The organism is Flavobacterium aquatile LMG 4008 = ATCC 11947, assembly GCF_000757385.1.
GTDB lineage: Bacteria > Bacteroidota > Bacteroidia > Flavobacteriales > Flavobacteriaceae > Flavobacterium > Flavobacterium aquatile.
The window spans coordinates 385,728-401,778 of sequence record NZ_JRHH01000001.1 but is presented as its reverse complement, the minus strand read 5'-3'; the positions used below and the strand labels follow the sequence as shown (position 1 = coordinate 401,778).

The 16,051-nt window shown below is 33.3% G+C and carries 16 protein-coding genes and 4 tRNA genes; 1 reads left to right on the top strand and 19 read right to left on the bottom strand.

The window, feature by feature from the left end:
* Window positions 1–114 precede the first annotated feature (114 nt).
* From rpoB to LG45_RS01710, 19 genes are all read right to left on the bottom strand, one after another.
* On the bottom strand, window positions 115–3,927 hold the full coding sequence (rpoB, locus tag LG45_RS01800) for a DNA-directed RNA polymerase subunit beta (protein WP_035123828.1): 3,813 nt from the start codon (window positions 3,925–3,927) through the stop codon (window positions 115–117).
* Window positions 3,928–4,173: 246 nt separating this feature from the next.
* On the bottom strand, window positions 4,174–4,542 hold the full coding sequence (rplL, locus tag LG45_RS01795; RefSeq protein ID WP_035123826.1) for a 50S ribosomal protein L7/L12: 369 nt from the start codon (window positions 4,540–4,542) through the stop codon (window positions 4,174–4,176).
* Between the two features lie 54 nt (window positions 4,543–4,596).
* Window positions 4,597–5,097 (bottom strand): 50S ribosomal protein L10, encoded by a 501-nt coding sequence (gene rplJ / locus LG45_RS01790; RefSeq protein ID WP_035123824.1) that lies wholly within the window; start codon window positions 5,095–5,097, stop codon window positions 4,597–4,599.
* A 22-nt stretch (window positions 5,098–5,119) separates the two neighbouring features.
* On the bottom strand, window positions 5,120–5,809 hold the full coding sequence (rplA, locus tag LG45_RS01785; RefSeq protein ID WP_035123822.1) for a 50S ribosomal protein L1: 690 nt from the start codon (window positions 5,807–5,809) through the stop codon (window positions 5,120–5,122).
* 8 nt (window positions 5,810–5,817) lie between these two features.
* Window positions 5,818–6,258 (bottom strand): 50S ribosomal protein L11, encoded by a 441-nt coding sequence (gene rplK, locus LG45_RS01780; RefSeq protein WP_035123821.1) that lies wholly within the window; start codon window positions 6,256–6,258, stop codon window positions 5,818–5,820.
* Between the two features lie 67 nt (window positions 6,259–6,325).
* The gene (gene nusG, locus LG45_RS01775; protein ID WP_035123818.1) at window positions 6,326–6,877 is read right to left on the bottom strand and encodes a transcription termination/antitermination protein NusG; all 552 of its coding nucleotides are present in this window, start codon (window positions 6,875–6,877) and stop codon (window positions 6,326–6,328) included.
* A gap of 13 nt (window positions 6,878–6,890) precedes the next feature.
* Window positions 6,891–7,085, bottom strand: coding sequence for a preprotein translocase subunit SecE (secE, locus tag LG45_RS01770; RefSeq protein ID WP_035124264.1), 195 nt, complete (start codon window positions 7,083–7,085; stop codon window positions 6,891–6,893).
* Window positions 7,086–7,105: 20 nt separating this feature from the next.
* A tRNA-Trp gene (locus LG45_RS01765) sits at window positions 7,106–7,176 on the bottom strand.
* 56 nt (window positions 7,177–7,232) lie between these two features.
* Window positions 7,233–8,420 (bottom strand): elongation factor Tu, encoded by a 1,188-nt coding sequence (gene tuf, locus LG45_RS01760; RefSeq protein WP_035123812.1) that lies wholly within the window; start codon window positions 8,418–8,420, stop codon window positions 7,233–7,235.
* Between the two features lie 57 nt (window positions 8,421–8,477).
* Window positions 8,478–8,549, bottom strand: a tRNA-Thr gene (locus LG45_RS01755).
* 40 nt (window positions 8,550–8,589) lie between these two features.
* Window positions 8,590–8,670, bottom strand: a tRNA-Tyr gene (locus LG45_RS01750).
* A 59-nt stretch (window positions 8,671–8,729) separates the two neighbouring features.
* Window positions 8,730–8,803 (bottom strand) — tRNA-Thr (locus LG45_RS01745).
* Between the two features lie 90 nt (window positions 8,804–8,893).
* Window positions 8,894–9,196 (bottom strand): ribosome hibernation-promoting factor, HPF/YfiA family, encoded by a 303-nt coding sequence (hpf, locus tag LG45_RS01740; RefSeq protein ID WP_035123811.1) that lies wholly within the window; start codon window positions 9,194–9,196, stop codon window positions 8,894–8,896.
* Window positions 9,197–9,226: 30 nt separating this feature from the next.
* Complete coding sequence (locus LG45_RS01735) at window positions 9,227–10,120, bottom strand: tyrosine-type recombinase/integrase (protein WP_035123808.1); 894 nt, start codon at window positions 10,118–10,120, stop codon at window positions 9,227–9,229.
* A 93-nt stretch (window positions 10,121–10,213) separates the two neighbouring features.
* Complete coding sequence (rpsU, locus tag LG45_RS01730; RefSeq protein WP_035123806.1) at window positions 10,214–10,408, bottom strand: 30S ribosomal protein S21; 195 nt, start codon at window positions 10,406–10,408, stop codon at window positions 10,214–10,216.
* 239 nt (window positions 10,409–10,647) lie between these two features.
* Window positions 10,648–11,817, bottom strand: a complete 1,170-nt coding sequence (locus tag LG45_RS01725) for an acyl-CoA dehydrogenase family protein (RefSeq protein ID WP_035123804.1) — start codon at window positions 11,815–11,817, stop codon at window positions 10,648–10,650.
* Between the two features lie 37 nt (window positions 11,818–11,854).
* Complete coding sequence (locus LG45_RS01720; protein WP_035123802.1) at window positions 11,855–12,748, bottom strand: ComEA family DNA-binding protein; 894 nt, start codon at window positions 12,746–12,748, stop codon at window positions 11,855–11,857.
* A 52-nt stretch (window positions 12,749–12,800) separates the two neighbouring features.
* The gene (locus tag LG45_RS01715; RefSeq protein WP_035124263.1) at window positions 12,801–13,022 is read right to left on the bottom strand and encodes a PspC family transcriptional regulator; all 222 of its coding nucleotides are present in this window, start codon (window positions 13,020–13,022) and stop codon (window positions 12,801–12,803) included.
* The gene (locus LG45_RS01710) at window positions 13,022–14,293 is read right to left on the bottom strand and encodes a DUF2851 family protein (protein WP_035123801.1); all 1,272 of its coding nucleotides are present in this window, start codon (window positions 14,291–14,293) and stop codon (window positions 13,022–13,024) included. The genes LG45_RS01715 and LG45_RS01710 overlap by 1 nt, the downstream gene beginning before the upstream one ends.
* A 90-nt stretch (window positions 14,294–14,383) precedes the next feature.
* On the opposite strand from LG45_RS01710, the gene LG45_RS01705 reads away from it, so the two are divergent.
* Complete coding sequence (locus LG45_RS01705; RefSeq protein ID WP_035123800.1) at window positions 14,384–16,045, top strand: GLPGLI family protein; 1,662 nt, start codon at window positions 14,384–14,386, stop codon at window positions 16,043–16,045.
* Window positions 16,046–16,051: the final 6 nt, after the last annotated feature.

Genomic DNA, 16,051 nt, shown 5'->3' with positions numbered 1-16,051 from the left:
AAACCTATCGGCTTAAATAAAAAATCGGAACGGTTTACGGGTATAAATCCTTAAAAACTTGTTATAATAAGTATTCAGTTCCGAAAATTCGAAACTGAATACTGCATTCTTTTTTTATTCTTCTAATCTGATGTCTAATCCAAGACCTTTCAATTCATGCATTAATACATTGAATGATTCTGGTAATCCTGGTTCTGGCATAGTTTCACCCTTAACGATTGCTTCGTAAGTTTTAGCTCTACCAATTACGTCATCCGATTTTACTGTTAAGATTTCACGTAGTGTACTTGACGCACCGTATGCTTCAAGTGCCCAAACCTCCATCTCTCCAAAACGCTGACCTCCAAATTGAGCTTTACCTCCAAGTGGTTGTTGTGTAATAAGTGAGTATGGTCCGATTGAACGTGCGTGCATCTTATCGTCAACCATGTGTCCAAGTTTCAACATGTAGATAACTCCAACTGTTGCTGCTTGGTGGAAACGTTCTCCTGTTCCTCCGTCATATAAATACGTATGACCAAATCTTGGAATTCCTGCTTCGTCTGTTAGTTCATTAATTTGATCTAAAGTTGCACCATCAAAGATTGGAGTTGCATACTTACGACCTAATTTTTGTCCTGCCCATCCAAGTACAGTTTCATAAATTTGTCCAATGTTCATACGAGAAGGTACACCAAGTGGATTCAATACGATATCAACTGGAGTTCCATCTTCAAGGAACGGCATGTCTTCATGACGAACGATACGAGCAACGATACCTTTGTTACCGTGACGTCCAGCCATTTTATCACCTACTTTTAACTTACGTTTTTTAGCGATATATACTTTAGCCAATTTCAAGATTCCTGCAGGAAGTTCATCTCCTACAGTAATTGTGAATTTTTCTCTACGTAAAGCACCTTGTAAATCGTTTAATTTGATTTTGTAGTTGTGGATTAAGTCGTTAACCAAACGGTTAGTTTCATCATCAGCAACCCATTGTCCTTTAGTTAAGTGAGCGAAATCTTCTACAGCATAAAGCATTTTTTGAGTATATTTTTTACCTTTTGGTAAAACTTCTTCACCCAAATCGTTCATTACACCTTGAGATGTTTTTCCGTTTACAATTAGGAATAATTTTTCAACTAATTTGTCTTTTAATTCAACAAATTTTGTTTCAAATTCTAACTCTAAAGTAGTTAATGCATCTTTATCTTGCGTTCTCTTACGTTTATCTTTTACCGCTCTTGCGAATAATTTTTTGTCTAAAACTACACCGTGTAATGAAGGAGAAGCTTTTAATGAAGCATCTTTCACATCACCAGCTTTATCACCGAAGATAGCTCTTAAAAGTTTCTCTTCTGGAGTTGGATCTGATTCTCCTTTTGGTGTAATTTTTCCGATTAGGATGTCGCCAGGTTTAACTTCGGCTCCAATTCTAATCATACCATTTTCATCCAAATCTTTAGTAGCTTCTTCAGAAACGTTAGGAATATCATTAGTTAACTCTTCGTTACCTAATTTTGTATCTCTAACTTCTAATGAATAATCATCTACATGGATTGATGTAAAAATATCGTCACGAACTACTTTTTCAGAGATTACAATTGCATCCTCGAAGTTGTAACCTTTCCATGGCATAAATGCTACTTTAAGGTTTCTACCGATTGCTAATTCTCCGTTTTGAGTTGCGTAACCTTCACAAAGTACTTGACCTGTTTGAACTCTATCACCTTTTCTTACGATAGGCTTTAAGTTAATAGATGTACTTTGATTCGTTTTTCTGAATTTGATTAATTTATAAGTTTTTTCATCTGGGTCAAAACTTACCATTCTTTCTTCTTCAGTTCTGTCGTATTTGATGGTAATCATGTTAGCATCAACGTATTCAACAGTTCCGTTTCCTTCAGCATTAATTAATACTCTTGAATCTGAAGCAACTTGTCTTTCAAGACCAGTTCCAACGATTGGAGCTTCTGGACGTAATAATGGAACGGCTTGACGCATCATGTTTGATCCCATCAAGGCACGGTTCGCATCATCATGTTCCAAGAAAGGAATTAATGAAGCCGAAATAGAAGCAATCTGATTTGGAGCAACGTCTGTATAATGAATTTCAGTTGGTTTAACAACTGGGAAATCACCTTCTTCACGAGCAATAACTGTATCAGCAGTGATTGTACCTTTAGCATCCATTTCGATGTTTGCTTGAGCAATCATTTTACCTTCTTCTTCTTCTGCGCTTAAATAAACTGGAGTAGATTCTAAATCAACCACTCCATTAGTTACCTTACGGTAAGGAGTTTCGATGAATCCCATTCCATTTACTTTTGCATAAACACCTAAAGATGAAATCAATCCAATGTTTGGTCCTTCAGGAGTTTCAATTGGGCAAAGTCTTCCATAGTGCGTATAGTGAACGTCACGAACCTCAAAACCGGCTCTTTCTCTTGAAAGTCCACCTGGTCCAAGTGCTGATAATCTTCTTTTGTGCGTAATCTCAGCTAGTGGATTCGTTTGATCCATAAATTGAGATAACTGGTTAGTACCAAAGAAAGAGTTGATAACCGATGATAATGTTTTAGCATTAATCAAATCGATTGGTGTAAACACCTCGTTATCTCTAACGTTCATTCTCTCACGAATAGTTCTAGCCATACGAGCTAAACCTACACCAAATTGTTGAGAAAGTTGTTCTCCAACAGTTCTAACACGACGGTTTGATAAGTGATCAATATCATCAATATCTGCTTTAGCATTTATTAATTCGATCAAATATTTAATGATAGTAATGATATCTTCTTTAGTTAAAACTTGTTTTTCCATTGGAATATCAAGGTTTAACTTTTTGTTCATTCTATAACGACCTACTTCACCTAAGTTGTAACGTTGGTCAGAGAAGAACAATTTATCAATAATACCACGAGCCGTTTCTTCATCAGGCGGTTCAGCATTACGTAATTGTCTATATATGTGTTCAACAGCTTCTTTTTCAGAGTTTGTTGGATCTTTTTGTAATGTATTGTGGATGATTGCATAATCAACTTGATTATTTTCTTCCTTGTGTAATAAAATTACTTTTACATCAGCGTCAAGAATTTCTTCTACATTATCTTTATCCAAGATAGTGTCACGATCTAAAATAATTTCGTTACGTTCGATAGAAACAACTTCACCAGTATCCTCATCCACGAAATCTTCGTGCCAAGTATTCAATACTCTCGCTGCTAATTTTCTACCAACATATTTTTTAAGACCTGTTTTTGAAACTTTGATTTCTTCTGCAAGGTCAAAAATTTCAAGAATATCTTTATCTCTTTCAAATCCGATAGCACGTAAAAGAGTGGTTACAGGTAATTTTTTCTTTCTATCAATGTACGCATACATTACGTTATTGATATCTGTAGCAAATTCTATCCAAGAACCTTTAAAAGGAATAACTCTGGCAGAATACAATTTAGTACCATTTGCATGGAATGATTGACCAAAGAAAACTCCTGGAGAACGGTGTAATTGCGAAACTACAACACGCTCAGCACCATTAATAACAAATGTTCCGCTTGGCGTCATGTAAGGAATCGTACCTAAATAAACGTCTTGAACTATAGTTTCAAAATCCTCATGTTCAGGATCAGTACAATATAATTTAAGGCGTGCTTTAAGAGGTACACTATACGTTAAACCTCTTTCGATACATTCTTGAATAGTGTAACGAGGTGGATCAACAAAGTAATCTAGGAATTCTAATACAAATTGGTTTCTTGTATCTGTGATTGGAAAATTTTCCATGAAGGTATTGTATAAACCTTCGTTGCCTCTTTCGTCAGATTTGGTTTCCAATTGGAAGAAATCTTGAAACGATTTTACCTGAACATCTAGAAAATCTGGATATTGAGGAATGTTTTTAGTTGAGGCAAAATTCAATCTTTCAGTCTGATTTGTTATCATCAATGGACAAAATTTTGATTAAAAAAAAGTAATTGTTTTTTGTAATGTATACTTTCTTTTATTATCAATACATCTTAAAAATAAACCAGTATCTGTAAATTTTCTTCTTCGTATTGACTAAAAGGATTTCGTATTTTAAACTCTTTAAGATAAATTTTAGAGTATAATTTTATTATACGAAAAATGGTTTAGGTCATTGAGTGATTAAACTCAAGACCTAAACCTAGTTCTAAAACTATGTAAGAGTTATTTTAACTCAACAACAGCTCCAGCTTCTTCTAAAGATTTTTTCAAACCTTCAGCTTCAGCTTTAGTAACTCCTTCTTTAATGTTAGCAGGAGCACCGTCTACCATATCTTTAGCTTCTTTCAATCCTAAACCAGTTAATTCTTTAACCGCTTTAACAACTGCTAATTTAGAAGCACCAGCATCTTTTAATACTACAGTGAATTCTGTTTGCTCTTCAGCAGCAGCTTCACCACCACCAGCAGCAACTACTACAGCTGCAGCAGCTGGTTCGATACCATACTCATCTTTTAATATTGTAGCTAAATCGTTAACTTCTTTTACTGTAAGGTTAACTAATTGTTCTGCGAATTGTTTCAAATCTGCCATTTTTTCTATCGTTTAAAATGTTTTTAATTCTATTTTTGTTTACTTGTGCGCTAATTATTCTGCAGCTTCACCTTTTTGTTCAGCGTTATTTAATAAAGCTGAGATGATGCGTTTAGCAGGAGATTGAAGTAATCCAATGATTTCTCCAATAACTTCTTCTTTCGATTTCAATGAAGCCAAGCTGTCTAAAAGATTATCTCCGATGTAAATTTCACCATTGATATAAGCTCCTTTAAAAGCCGGTTTTTCTGATTTCTTACGGAAGTCTTTAATGATTTTTGCAGGTGCATTTGCAATATCTGCAATAAAGATTGAAGAGTTACCTTTTAATACTGATGGTAAATCACCATAATCATTTGCAGATGCTTCCATTGCTTTTTCAAGCAAAGTATTTTTTACAACTTCTAATTTGATTCCCGCTTTAAAACAAGCTCTTCTTAAATTTGAAGTAGTTTCTGCATTCAATCCTGATGTATCAGCAATATAAATGATATTACTTTCAGCCAACTTTGCAGTTAAATCTTCTATCGCGATTGATTTTTCTTCTCTAGTCATAATAAAATTTGTTAACTACCAATTATACAGCTTTAGGATCTAAAGCGATAGCAGGACTCATAGTACTAGACAAGTGAATAGACTTGATGTAAGTACCTTTAGCTGCTGTTGGTTTCATTTTGATTAATGTTTGAATAATTTCGTGAGCGTTATCTACAAGTTTATCAGCTTCGAAAGAAATTCTTCCAATACCTGCATGTACGATACCTGTTTTATCTACTTTAAAGTCGATTTTACCAGCTTTAATTTCAGCTACAGCTTTACCAATTTCCATGGTTACTGTTCCTGTTTTAGGGTTTGGCATTAAACCTCTAGGTCCTAATACACGACCTAATGGGCCTAATTTACCCATAATAGCTGGCATTGTAACAATTACGTCAACATCTGTCCAACCATCTTTTATTTTTTGAAGGTAATCGTCTAAACCAACATAGTCAGCACCAGCAGCTTTCGCTTCTGCTTCTTTATCTGGAGTTACTAAAGCTAATACTTTAGTGTCTTTACCAGTACCATGAGGAAGCGTTACAACACCTCTTACCATTTGATTTGCTTTTCTTGGATCTACTCCTAAACGAACAGCAATATCTACAGACTCGTCAAATTTTGCTGAAGCAACAACTTTCAATAAAGACGAAGCGTCTTTTAAAGAATATAGTTTGTTTTTTTCAATTTTTGAAGCAGCCTCTTTTTGTTTTTTTGTCAATTTTGCCATTTCTTACCTTATTTTAGAGGAGAATCTCCAGTTACAGTTATACCCATAGATCTAGCTGTTCCAGCAATCATGCTCATAGCTTTTTCAGTTGTGAAAGCATTTAAATCGACCATCTTGTCATCAGCGATTGCTTTAATTTGATCCCAAGTCACACTAGCAACTTTTTTTCTATTAGGCTCGCCAGAACCAGATTTTAATTTAGCAGCATCCAATAATTGAATTGCAGCAGGTGGAGTTTTTACAACAAAATCAAACGATTTGTCTTTATACACGGTAATTTGTACCGGTAAAACTTTGCCAGGTTGATCTTGGGTTCTAGCATTAAATTGCTTACAGAATTCCATGATATTAACACCAGCAGCTCCCAGAGCAGGTCCAACCGGTGGCGATGGGTTCGCAGCACCTCCCTTAACTTGTAGTTTAACTACTTTACTAATCTCTTTAGCCATTGTTTAAAAATTTAACACATTATCATTGGAAGCGATAAATGTGGATTTATTATGTATGTAACAAAAATTATACTTTTTCAACTTGCATAAAACTTAACTCTAATGGAGTCTTTCTTCCGAAAATTTTCACCATTACTTCTAGTTTACGCTTTTCTTCATTGATTTTTTCAATAGTTCCGTTGAATCCATTGAAAGGTCCATCAATAACCTTAATTGTTTCATTAATCTTGAAAGGAATAGATTGTGTATCAACATTAACAGCTAATTCATCAACTTTCCCTAACATCCTGTTTACTTCAGATAAACGTAAAGGCACAGGATCTCCACCTTTTACTTCTCCTAAGAAACCAATAACACCTGTAATCGATTTAATAATGTGTGGAATTTCGCCAGCAAGATTAGCTTCAATCATTACATATCCAGGAAAATAAACTTTATCCTTAGAAATCTTTTTTCCATCACGCACCTGAACTACTTTTTCAGTAGGAACTAATACTTGAGATATGTAATCACTCATTCCAAGTCTGCTAATTTCAGTTTCAATATAAGCTTTCACTTTATTTTCCTGACCGCTAACAGCTCTTACAACATACCATTTTTTCACACTAATATCTGCCATAGCAAAATTATTTCTATTTGATCAAGTTAAAAAATCCAGCTATTGCTTTAGCAAAAAACACATCAACTCCCCATGTAGCGAGAGCAAAAACTACTGAAAAAACAGCTACAATAATTGTATATTTTTGCACTTCAGCCCACTCTGGCCAAGTTACATTTGATTTTAATTCTTCAAATGCTTCAGAAAAATAATTAAATACTTTTGACATAATAGTATATTTTTTTTTTGCACGGGCGGAGGGATTCGAACCCCCATCAACGGTTTTGGAGACCGCTATTCTACCCTTGAACTACGCCCGTTTATTAAAAACCAGTGTCGTTAAAAAAACGACACTGGAATTTTATTTATTTAGAAATTACTCTACGATTTCAGTTACTTGACCAGCACCAACTGTTCTACCACCTTCACGGATAGCGAAACGTAAACCTACGTTCATTGCAATTGGGCTTAATAAAGCTACATCAATAGTTAAGTTATCACCTGGCATTACCATCTCTACACCTGCTGGTAAAGAAATAACTCCTGTTACGTCAGTTGTACGAACGTAGAACTGTGGACGGTAGTTATTGTGGAATGGTGTGTGACGACCACCTTCTTCTTTTTTCAAGATATAAACTTCAGCTTTGAATTTAGCGTGTGGTTTTACTGAACCTGGCTTAATGATAACCATTCCTCTTTTGATAGATTCTTTATCAACACCTCTTAACAATAAACCTACATTATCTCCAGCTTCACCTCTATCTAAGATTTTACGGAACATTTCAACTCCAGTAATAGTAGAAGTTAATTTTTCAGCTCCCATACCAATGATTTCAACTGGATCTCCAGTATTAGCAACACCAGTTTCGATACGACCTGTAGCAACAGTTCCACGACCTGTAATTGTAAATACGTCTTCAACCGGCATTAAGAATGGTTTTGCAGTATCACGAATTGGCTCTTCAATCCAAGAATCACAAGCAGCCATTAATTCAATAATTTTTGGTACCCAAGCTGGATCGTTATTTAATCCACCTAAAGCTGAACCTTGAATTACAGGACCATTATCTCCATCATATTCGTAGAAAGATAATAAATCTCTGATTTCCATTTCAACTAATTCTAATAATTCCGCGTCATCAACCATATCCACTTTATTCATGAATACAACGATTCTTGGAATACCAACTTGACGTCCTAAAAGGATGTGCTCACGTGTTTGCGGCATTGGTCCGTCAGTTGCAGCTACTACTAAGATAGCACCGTCCATTTGAGCAGCACCAGTAACCATGTTCTTTACGTAATCCGCGTGACCTGGACAGTCAACGTGTGCGTAGTGACGATTAGCAGTTTCATACTCAACGTGTGATGTATTGATAGTAATACCTCTTTCTTTTTCTTCTGGAGCATTATCAATTTGATCAAATGATTTTGCTTGACAGTAACCTGCATCAGATAATACTTTAGTGATTGCAGCAGTTAATGTAGTTTTTCCGTGATCCACGTGCCCAATTGTACCAATATTAAGGTGTGGTTTGTTACGATTAAAATTTTCTTTTGCCATTTTAATTAATTTTAAACTTAGTTATATATTTATTAGTGTTCAAATTTTACAATTTTGAGCCAATGACGGGAATTGAACCCGTGACCTCTTCCTTACCAAGGAAGCACTCTACCCCTGAGCTACACCGGCAGCAGAGCTTTCATTCAAAAGAAAAAAACTCTTGAATTTGTGGGGAGAGCAGGATTCGAACCTGCGAAGTTTTCACAGCAGATTTACAGTCTGCCCTCGTTGGCCGCTTGAGTATCTCCCCATTTTTTTTATTTCCAACAATATTATGAACAAATTCCAAATCGCATTTGGAATAAAAAGAGCCGGCGGAGGGACTCGAACCCACGACCTGCTGATTACAAATCAGCTGCTCTAGCCAACTGAGCTACGCTGGCGATATCAATAAAAAAAGTCCGCTATTTCTAACGGACTGCAAATGTAGGCATTTTATTTTTTAATCAAAATATTTTTTGTAAAAAATTTTCTTAAATATGTGTTCTTATTTTTTCTTTTCTTTTTACAAGCAATCTTTCTAATGATTCTGCTGATAACTCAACTGCTTCTTCAAAGGTTTTACATTGTTTTTTTACTAAAAAATCATCACCCGGAACATGAATTTTAATCTCTACGATTTTATTTTCCTTATCACTTGTATTCTCAACCTTCAAAAAAATGTCGGCAGAAACAATTTTATCATAATATTTCTCTAATTTATCCATTCTTAACTGAACGAAATCAACCAGTTTTCTGTCAACTGTAAAGTTCACTGCATTTACATTTACCTTCATAATTATTTAATTAATGGTTATACTTGAGAATTATTTTTGGTTTCTTGGATGTGCCTCTCCATACACCTTCTTCAATTCAGACAAACTACTATGTGTATAGATTTGTGTTGATGCCAAACTTGAATGTCCTAATAATTCTTTTACTGAATTCAAATCTGCTCCGTTGTTAAGCATGTGAGTTGCAAATGTGTGACGCAAAATATGCGGACTCTTTTTTACCTTCTCGGAGACATTACTAAAGTAATAATTTATTAGACGATAAACAAACGAATCGTTTAATTTAACGCCTTTTAACATTAAAAAAAAATATTCATTATCCTTAACTTGTTCTAATCTAGCTCTCTCTACTAAATAAAGATTTATTTGTTTTGAAATTATTGGCAAAATGGGCAATATTCTTTCCTTATTTCTTTTACCTAAAACCTTTATTGTAGCATTTGAAGTACTTACATTTTGAAGTTTTAGTCCAATTAATTCTGATCGTCTTATTCCTGTTGTGTAAAATAAATCGATAATGAGTTTGTCACGAACACCATCAAAACCATCTGGATATTTAATTTCATTTAATACATTATCTAATTCTTTTTCTGAAAAAGGAATTTGTAGAATTTTTGGTGTTTTTAAAGATTTATGTTTTAATAAAGGACTTGAGCTTATTTGTTTGATCTTTAATAAAAATTTATAAAATGATTTTAAGGATGCAATTTTTCTATTTACAGAACTGTTAGACATTTCTTTGTCTACCATAAAAACAATCCAGCTTCTTATCATGCTGTAATTTACATCTTCTAATGTTTCTTGTTCGAAATTGGTTTTTAGGAATTCTTTAAAAAAAAGCAAGTCATTTACATAAGCATTTACTGTATGCATCGAATAGTTTTTTTCGAGTTGAAGATACTCTTGAAATGCTTGTAGGTTGTTCATTAATAATTTGGGATTATGACATAAAAAAAACCGCTAGTAACAAAGTTATAAAACTTTATTGACTAGCGGTTATATTTTTATTCTAAAATTTAATTAACTTTCTAATGAGTCTCTTAAGTTTTGAATATACGCTGCTTTTTGAATTTGAGCTCTTTTAACAACTGAAGGTTTAATGAATGCTTGACGCGCACGTAACTGACGAACAGTTCCTGTTTTATCAAACTTTCTTTTATAGCGCTTTAATGCTCTATCGATATTTTCTCCGTCTTTAATTGGTATAATTAACATAATCTAGACACCTCCTCTCATTTAGCCTGCAAAAGTAATACTATTTTTTAATTTTAAAACAAAATTTTACAAATATTTTAGCCCAGATAGAAACGGATATCCTTTTTTAATGAAATTATAGTTTTTCATATAAAAAAAGAGCGACCAACGGAAGCTCCTTTTTTTATATTAGAAAAACATAATTTTATAAAAAAGATAGCAGTAAATAGCTGGAATAGCTTCTCATGAATCTTAAAAAATTATTTAACTGCTGGTTGATAGTTTTGATTATCAATTATCATTTTGGATAGAATTTCTTTCAGAATTTCTGAAGTTCCGCCACCAATTGGTCCTAAACGGCTGTCTCTTGATAATCGTGCTAGTGGATATTCTTCCATGTAACCGTAACCGCCTAACATTTGAAGACAACTGTATATTGTATCGTCGGATACTTTTGTAGATTTTAATTTTGCCATCGTGGCTTCTTTCACTACATATTCTCCTTGATTTAATCTAGCAACTGCTGCGTAGTTGAATACTTTGCAGTGTTCTACTTCTGTTGCGTGATCGACCATGGTGTGGCGTAACGCTTGGAATTTATCGATTGTTCTACCAAAAGCTTCGCGTTGTGACATGTACTGAATAGTGTATTCTATTGCATATTCGGCTCTTGCATGAGCGTTTATTGCCATGATTAGTCTTTCTAGAGCGAAATGTTGCATAATGTACGGAAAACCTTTTCCTTCTTCGCCCATTAGATTTTCTGCAGGAATTTCTACATTATCGAATGCGATTTCGGCAGTGTCTGAAGCTCTCCATCCTAATTTATCTAGTTTTGTTGCTGAGATTCCTTTTAAATTGGTATCCATCAAAAACATACTTATTCCTTTATTTCCAGCTTCTGAATTTGTTTTGGCAGCAACTACATAATAATCGGCATAAACTCCATTAGTGATAAAAGTTTTTGAGCCATTGATGATGTATTTGTCGCCTTTTTTAACGGCAGTTGTTTTCATTCCGGCAACATCACTTCCACCGAAAGGTTCTGTGATACAAAGTCCACCAATTTTATCTCCAGCAATACTTGGAGCAAGATAATCTTGTTTAATTCGTTCATCGCCTTCTGCATTTAAGTGCGTCATTGCAAGGTAAGCATGCGCCCACATTGCTGCTGCAAAACCAGAAGATTTAATTTTTTGCAATTCTTCAAGAAAAACTACGGTATAAAATAAATCTAAATTCAAACCTCCGTAAGCTTCGGGATAATTGATTCCGAAGAAACCCATTTCGCCTACTTTTTTCCAAATAAAGCGTTCAATTGTTCCTGTTTTTTCCCATTTTTCAATGTGAGGAACAACTTCTTTTTGTAAAAAATCTTGCAAGCTTTTCCTAAATAGTTCGTGCTCTTCTGTAAAGTATAATGAATTCATTTTAATGTAGCAATTTTTAAAAATTTATTGATTTATTTTAGAATTCCAAATATAAGGCAATTATTTTTATTTTATCAACAGGAAAAGCTTTAATTTTTGTTAAATCCTCAATTTTTATGTCTCCATTCATACTTCTATAGGTTACTATGTTTTTGGAAATTGGATATCTAAAATAAGGAAATTGCCCTAACTCCTTAATTGATGCAGTGTTGATGTTGATTTTAGAGACTTTTGGAGTGAATTCTATTTTGAAATATCGGTTTAAACTGATTACCACTTCTGGTGATAATCCCCAAATTTCTGAAATTTGATCCATCGAAAGAAATGCTCCGAAGACTTCTCTTTGTATTAAAATTCTATCAGAAATTGCGTCACCTATTCCGAAGACTTTCATCAAATCTTCTTTGGTTGCCAGATTTATATCTTTCACTTTCATAGCTTCCTTCTTTGGAAACTCTTTCCAATTGGATTTTGGATAATTATTCTGATACGAATTTTGATTCTTTTTATTAACCCAATCTGGAAATTTAAAATAGGGTTCCATTGTTGCTAGAAGTGAGTCTGAAATCCCAGTAACTTTTTGAAATTCTTGTGGCGAATTGGCAAATTTACCTTCCTTTCTAAAAGCTAAAAGCCGGTCAATTTGTTCGACAGTCATTCCGAGTTTGTATCCTTTAAAATCTGTTATGAAATTGGGATTGAACGGATAGATTTTATAACCAGTTTCAGGTTTCTCCAATTTTAAGGAATCAACTGTATTTTGGAGTGACAGCCAAGTTTGTTCTTTTTTAGATACTTTTTGATCTTTATTAAAATCGATATAAAAGTAGCCTAATTGCAAAGCGATGATGATTAAAAATAAAAAAAGTATTCCTTTTCGTTGGTCTTTAGTGAAATTAAAAAATGATTTTATTGAATTTTGATTTTCCATGATGCATTTTATTTGGCGTGAAACAATTTAATAGTCAATGATTTATAATAAACTATAAATCAAAAACAGAAGTTCGTTTTGCTCGTACTAAATCTTTTAATTTTATCCAAAAAGCCAATGTTAGATAAAATCCGAAACCTAAACCTACGGTTACAAATGATATATAAATAAAAAACAAACGTACGTTGGTTGCTCGCATTCCCAATCTATCGGCCAAGCGAGAAGAAACGTGAAAACCGTGTTTTTCAAAAAAGTAGCGAATACTTGTTATCATTATTTGTTTTTTAAAAGTTCTAATCCAACTGCACATTGCAAACATTTTTTATGATTGCAATATTCATTTTTCAATTCTAATAAGGATTGCGATTGAAAAGCATTTTTAGATTTAATACCAAATGTAGTAAACTTTTCAATAATGGAGTTTTTCTCTGATGGAATATTTGACAATAAATCCGTTAATGTTTCAGAAATTTCTTTTCCTTGTGCCCTTGCATAGGCGAATCGAACTGGAATTATTGTATTAATAATCACTAAATCTATAAATGATTTTGATAGCGATTTTTCTTTTTTCGAACTAGCTTTATCAAAGTTATAATGTGTTTTCCAATAATCACTTACCGAAAGATTGAAAATTTTATAAATTTCTTCAATTGAATTGGCTTCAATAATTTTCGAAAATAAATTGCGATGCAAATGATACAACATTGCTAATTGTGACAATCTGATTGTTGGAAAATTATCCGGTCGATGTTTGAAAAACTGAATTGGTTCGATAGCTGGCTTCGATAATTTATATTTTAAAGCTATGTAATCGTACCAAGATTTTAGTTCCTTTGGATAATTATCCTCCACATCAATCGGAATCATATCGGCTTGACCGAAAAACAATGCTTCAAGATACATTACTTCAAGAGCTTCTTTTCTGATTAATGAAAACGTAATGGACTTTGCCATTTTCAAAAACGATTCGCCATTAGTATTCAATCCAAAATTTTTGGCTAACATACAAAACAAAAGTGATTCCCAATCGTTTTCTGATTCTTCCAAAAGTTGGTTTACAGGTTGAATTTTTCGTTCTAATCGTTCGTAGAACAATCGCTCTTGCCAATTTGAAAACACAAACTCATCAATATTAGCCACTTGATTTTCGCAAAAAATCCATGACTTTTGGGTAGTTAATGATAAGTAATTATTGAGTTCTTCTTTAGAAACATAGTTTTTTATTTCTAATACCGGAATTTCTGAATTGTCTTTTCTAAAAATTGGCGTGTCATGATCCCAAACAACATGAAGAATTACGTTGTTGTAGTTATCATCTTTTTCGTGGTGGTGCAAATACCAATCGGAGGATTTTAAATGGATTTCAACATTTCCAGCCCATTTTTGATTTTCTAAAATTATTTGTGCGTTGAAAAAGTCGGGACCTGCTTTTTGCAAGTATTGGCCTGAATTTACAATTACCAAATTTTCACCTTGAGTAGTTTTTAGATTTGAGAAATCAAATTTCTTGTAGTTCCAAACGTAGTGTATAAAATCTTCTTTCATAACATTTTCTGTATCGAGTATAAAACACTAAAGTAATAAAAATGATAATATGATTTCAAAATTTTATATTTGTATTATAAAAAAATTAAAATGAAATACTATATTCTGATTTTAGTTGCCTTTTTTTCCTTGCAATCCATTGGGCAAAGCACTTATAAAATTACTTATTTAAAAAGTTCCAACGGCAAATTGATAGAAAATCAAGATCCAACAATTATTTATTCTAACGACTTTTTGACAAGAGTAATTTCTAAATCAATTGATGATAATAAGATCGTTTATCCGTCGGAATATTTTAATTTGAATAGAAAATCGAATACGTTTATTCAAATTGCAGCATTAAATTCAGAGAAAACTATTTCTACACAAGACAGTATTTCGTTAGCAAAACAATCATTTGAACTACTAAATGAAACTAAAAAAATATTAGGTTACAATTGCAAAAAAGCAAAAACTATTATTAATTCTAATACCATTGAACTTTGGTATACAAATGATTTGAAGATAAAAGGTGCTCCAACACAACTCGGACAAAATTTAGGTTTGGTTCTTGAAATGGTTCGAAATGGAAACTTTGTGATTGCTGCAACAAAAGTTGAAAAATTAAAGAAAGTTCCCGAATTTTCAAATAAAGATGCTTTTATTAATTCATTTGACTTATTGACTTATAGAGATTTGCTATGGAAAAGTAGGTTTACTACAATTTCAATATTTAAAGATGAAATCATTAATTTTTCTGATGCTTCTAAATCTAATGATAGTATTTTAAGATTTGCAAACGGAACCGTAATTGTTCGAAAAGTAAAGATTCCTGCTATTGCAAAAGGAAGTCAAGTTTTTATTGATGTAACCGAGCAATCTAATGGTGATGCATATGATAGAACTGGCTCGGTTTTTATGATTCCGATGGATAAAAAAAGGTCTTTTTTAGACGGTTTGCAAAACGGAGTAAAATCGCTTCCAGTTTATGAAAACGGAAATGGAAAACAATATCAAGGAATAATTTCGACCGATGAGTATTCACCGATAATCGAACTGATGCGCTTTTTTACACCTTTTGGAATTAAGCAGTACAACACGATTCAGTTAAAAGACAAAACTTGGGAAGATCGTGTAAATTACCGACAAGACATTTCTGAACTAACGGCTGCGATTGATAATAAAGAGATTTACATTGGAACTTTCATTGGGAACTATGACAATGGCGGACATAAGGTTTCGGTAAATATTACGATTCATCCTGAGGAAAATGGTGTTGCAAAAGCTTCCAATGTAATTCCGATATTTAATTCAACCAATGTTATGGAAATGGCTGGACAAGAATATGGAACGTTATTTAATTCGAAGGAAGGATTGATTGTGAATTTTACTTTGGAGAAAGATTTAAAAAATGCTAAACTTCGTTACATCACGACAGGTCATGGTGGATGGGAAAATGGAGATGAATTTGTACCAAAGAAAAACACATTGTTTTTAGACGAAAAAGAAGTATTCCATTTTACACCTTGGCGAGAAGATTGTGGTTCATACCGATTGTATAATCCTGCTTCGGGAAATTTTCCTAACGGATTATCATCATCAGATTATAGCAGATCGAATTGGTGTCCCGGAATGGTTACAAATCCAGTTTATATCGAATTAGGAGATTTAAAAGCTGGAACTCATTCCATTCAAGTAAAAATTCCTCAGGGAGAAAATGAAGGAACAAGTTTTAGTTCGTGGAATGTTTCTGGAGTTTTGATTGGAGAATAAAAAAAA

Excerpts from the sequence above, each read along its gene's own strand:
- nusG (WP_035123818.1), bottom strand. The coding sequence starts at position 6,877 with ATGGCAGATATTAGTGTGAAAAAATGGTATGTTGTAAGAGCTGTTAGC.
- rplA (WP_035123822.1), bottom strand. The coding sequence starts at position 5,809 with ATGGCAAAATTGACAAAAAAACAAAAAGAGGCTGCTTCAAAAATTGAA.
- rpoB (WP_035123828.1), bottom strand. The coding sequence starts at position 3,927 with ATGATAACAAATCAGACTGAAAGATTGAATTTTGCCTCAACTAAAAAC.
- rplL (WP_035123826.1), bottom strand. The coding sequence starts at position 4,542 with ATGGCAGATTTGAAACAATTCGCAGAACAATTAGTTAACCTTACAGTA.
- LG45_RS01725 (WP_035123804.1), bottom strand. The coding sequence starts at position 11,817 with ATGAATTCATTATACTTTACAGAAGAGCACGAACTATTTAGGAAAAGC.
- hpf (WP_035123811.1), bottom strand. The coding sequence starts at position 9,196 with ATGAAGGTAAATGTAAATGCAGTGAACTTTACAGTTGACAGAAAACTG.
- rpsU (WP_035123806.1), bottom strand. The coding sequence starts at position 10,408 with ATGTTAATTATACCAATTAAAGACGGAGAAAATATCGATAGAGCATTA.
- LG45_RS01715 (WP_035124263.1), bottom strand. The coding sequence starts at position 13,022 with ATGATAACAAGTATTCGCTACTTTTTTGAAAAACACGGTTTTCACGTT.
- LG45_RS01705 (WP_035123800.1), top strand. The coding sequence starts at position 14,384 with ATGAAATACTATATTCTGATTTTAGTTGCCTTTTTTTCCTTGCAATCC.
- rplJ (WP_035123824.1), bottom strand. The coding sequence starts at position 5,097 with ATGACTAGAGAAGAAAAATCAATCGCGATAGAAGATTTAACTGCAAAG.
- LG45_RS01710 (WP_035123801.1), bottom strand. The coding sequence starts at position 14,293 with ATGAAAGAAGATTTTATACACTACGTTTGGAACTACAAGAAATTTGAT.
- rplK (WP_035123821.1), bottom strand. The coding sequence starts at position 6,258 with ATGGCTAAAGAGATTAGTAAAGTAGTTAAACTACAAGTTAAGGGAGGT.
- LG45_RS01735 (WP_035123808.1), bottom strand. The coding sequence starts at position 10,120 with ATGAACAACCTACAAGCATTTCAAGAGTATCTTCAACTCGAAAAAAAC.
- LG45_RS01720 (WP_035123802.1), bottom strand. The coding sequence starts at position 12,748 with ATGGAAAATCAAAATTCAATAAAATCATTTTTTAATTTCACTAAAGAC.
- tuf (WP_035123812.1), bottom strand. The coding sequence starts at position 8,420 with ATGGCAAAAGAAAATTTTAATCGTAACAAACCACACCTTAATATTGGT.
- secE (WP_035124264.1), bottom strand. The coding sequence starts at position 7,085 with ATGTCAAAAGTATTTAATTATTTTTCTGAAGCATTTGAAGAATTAAAA.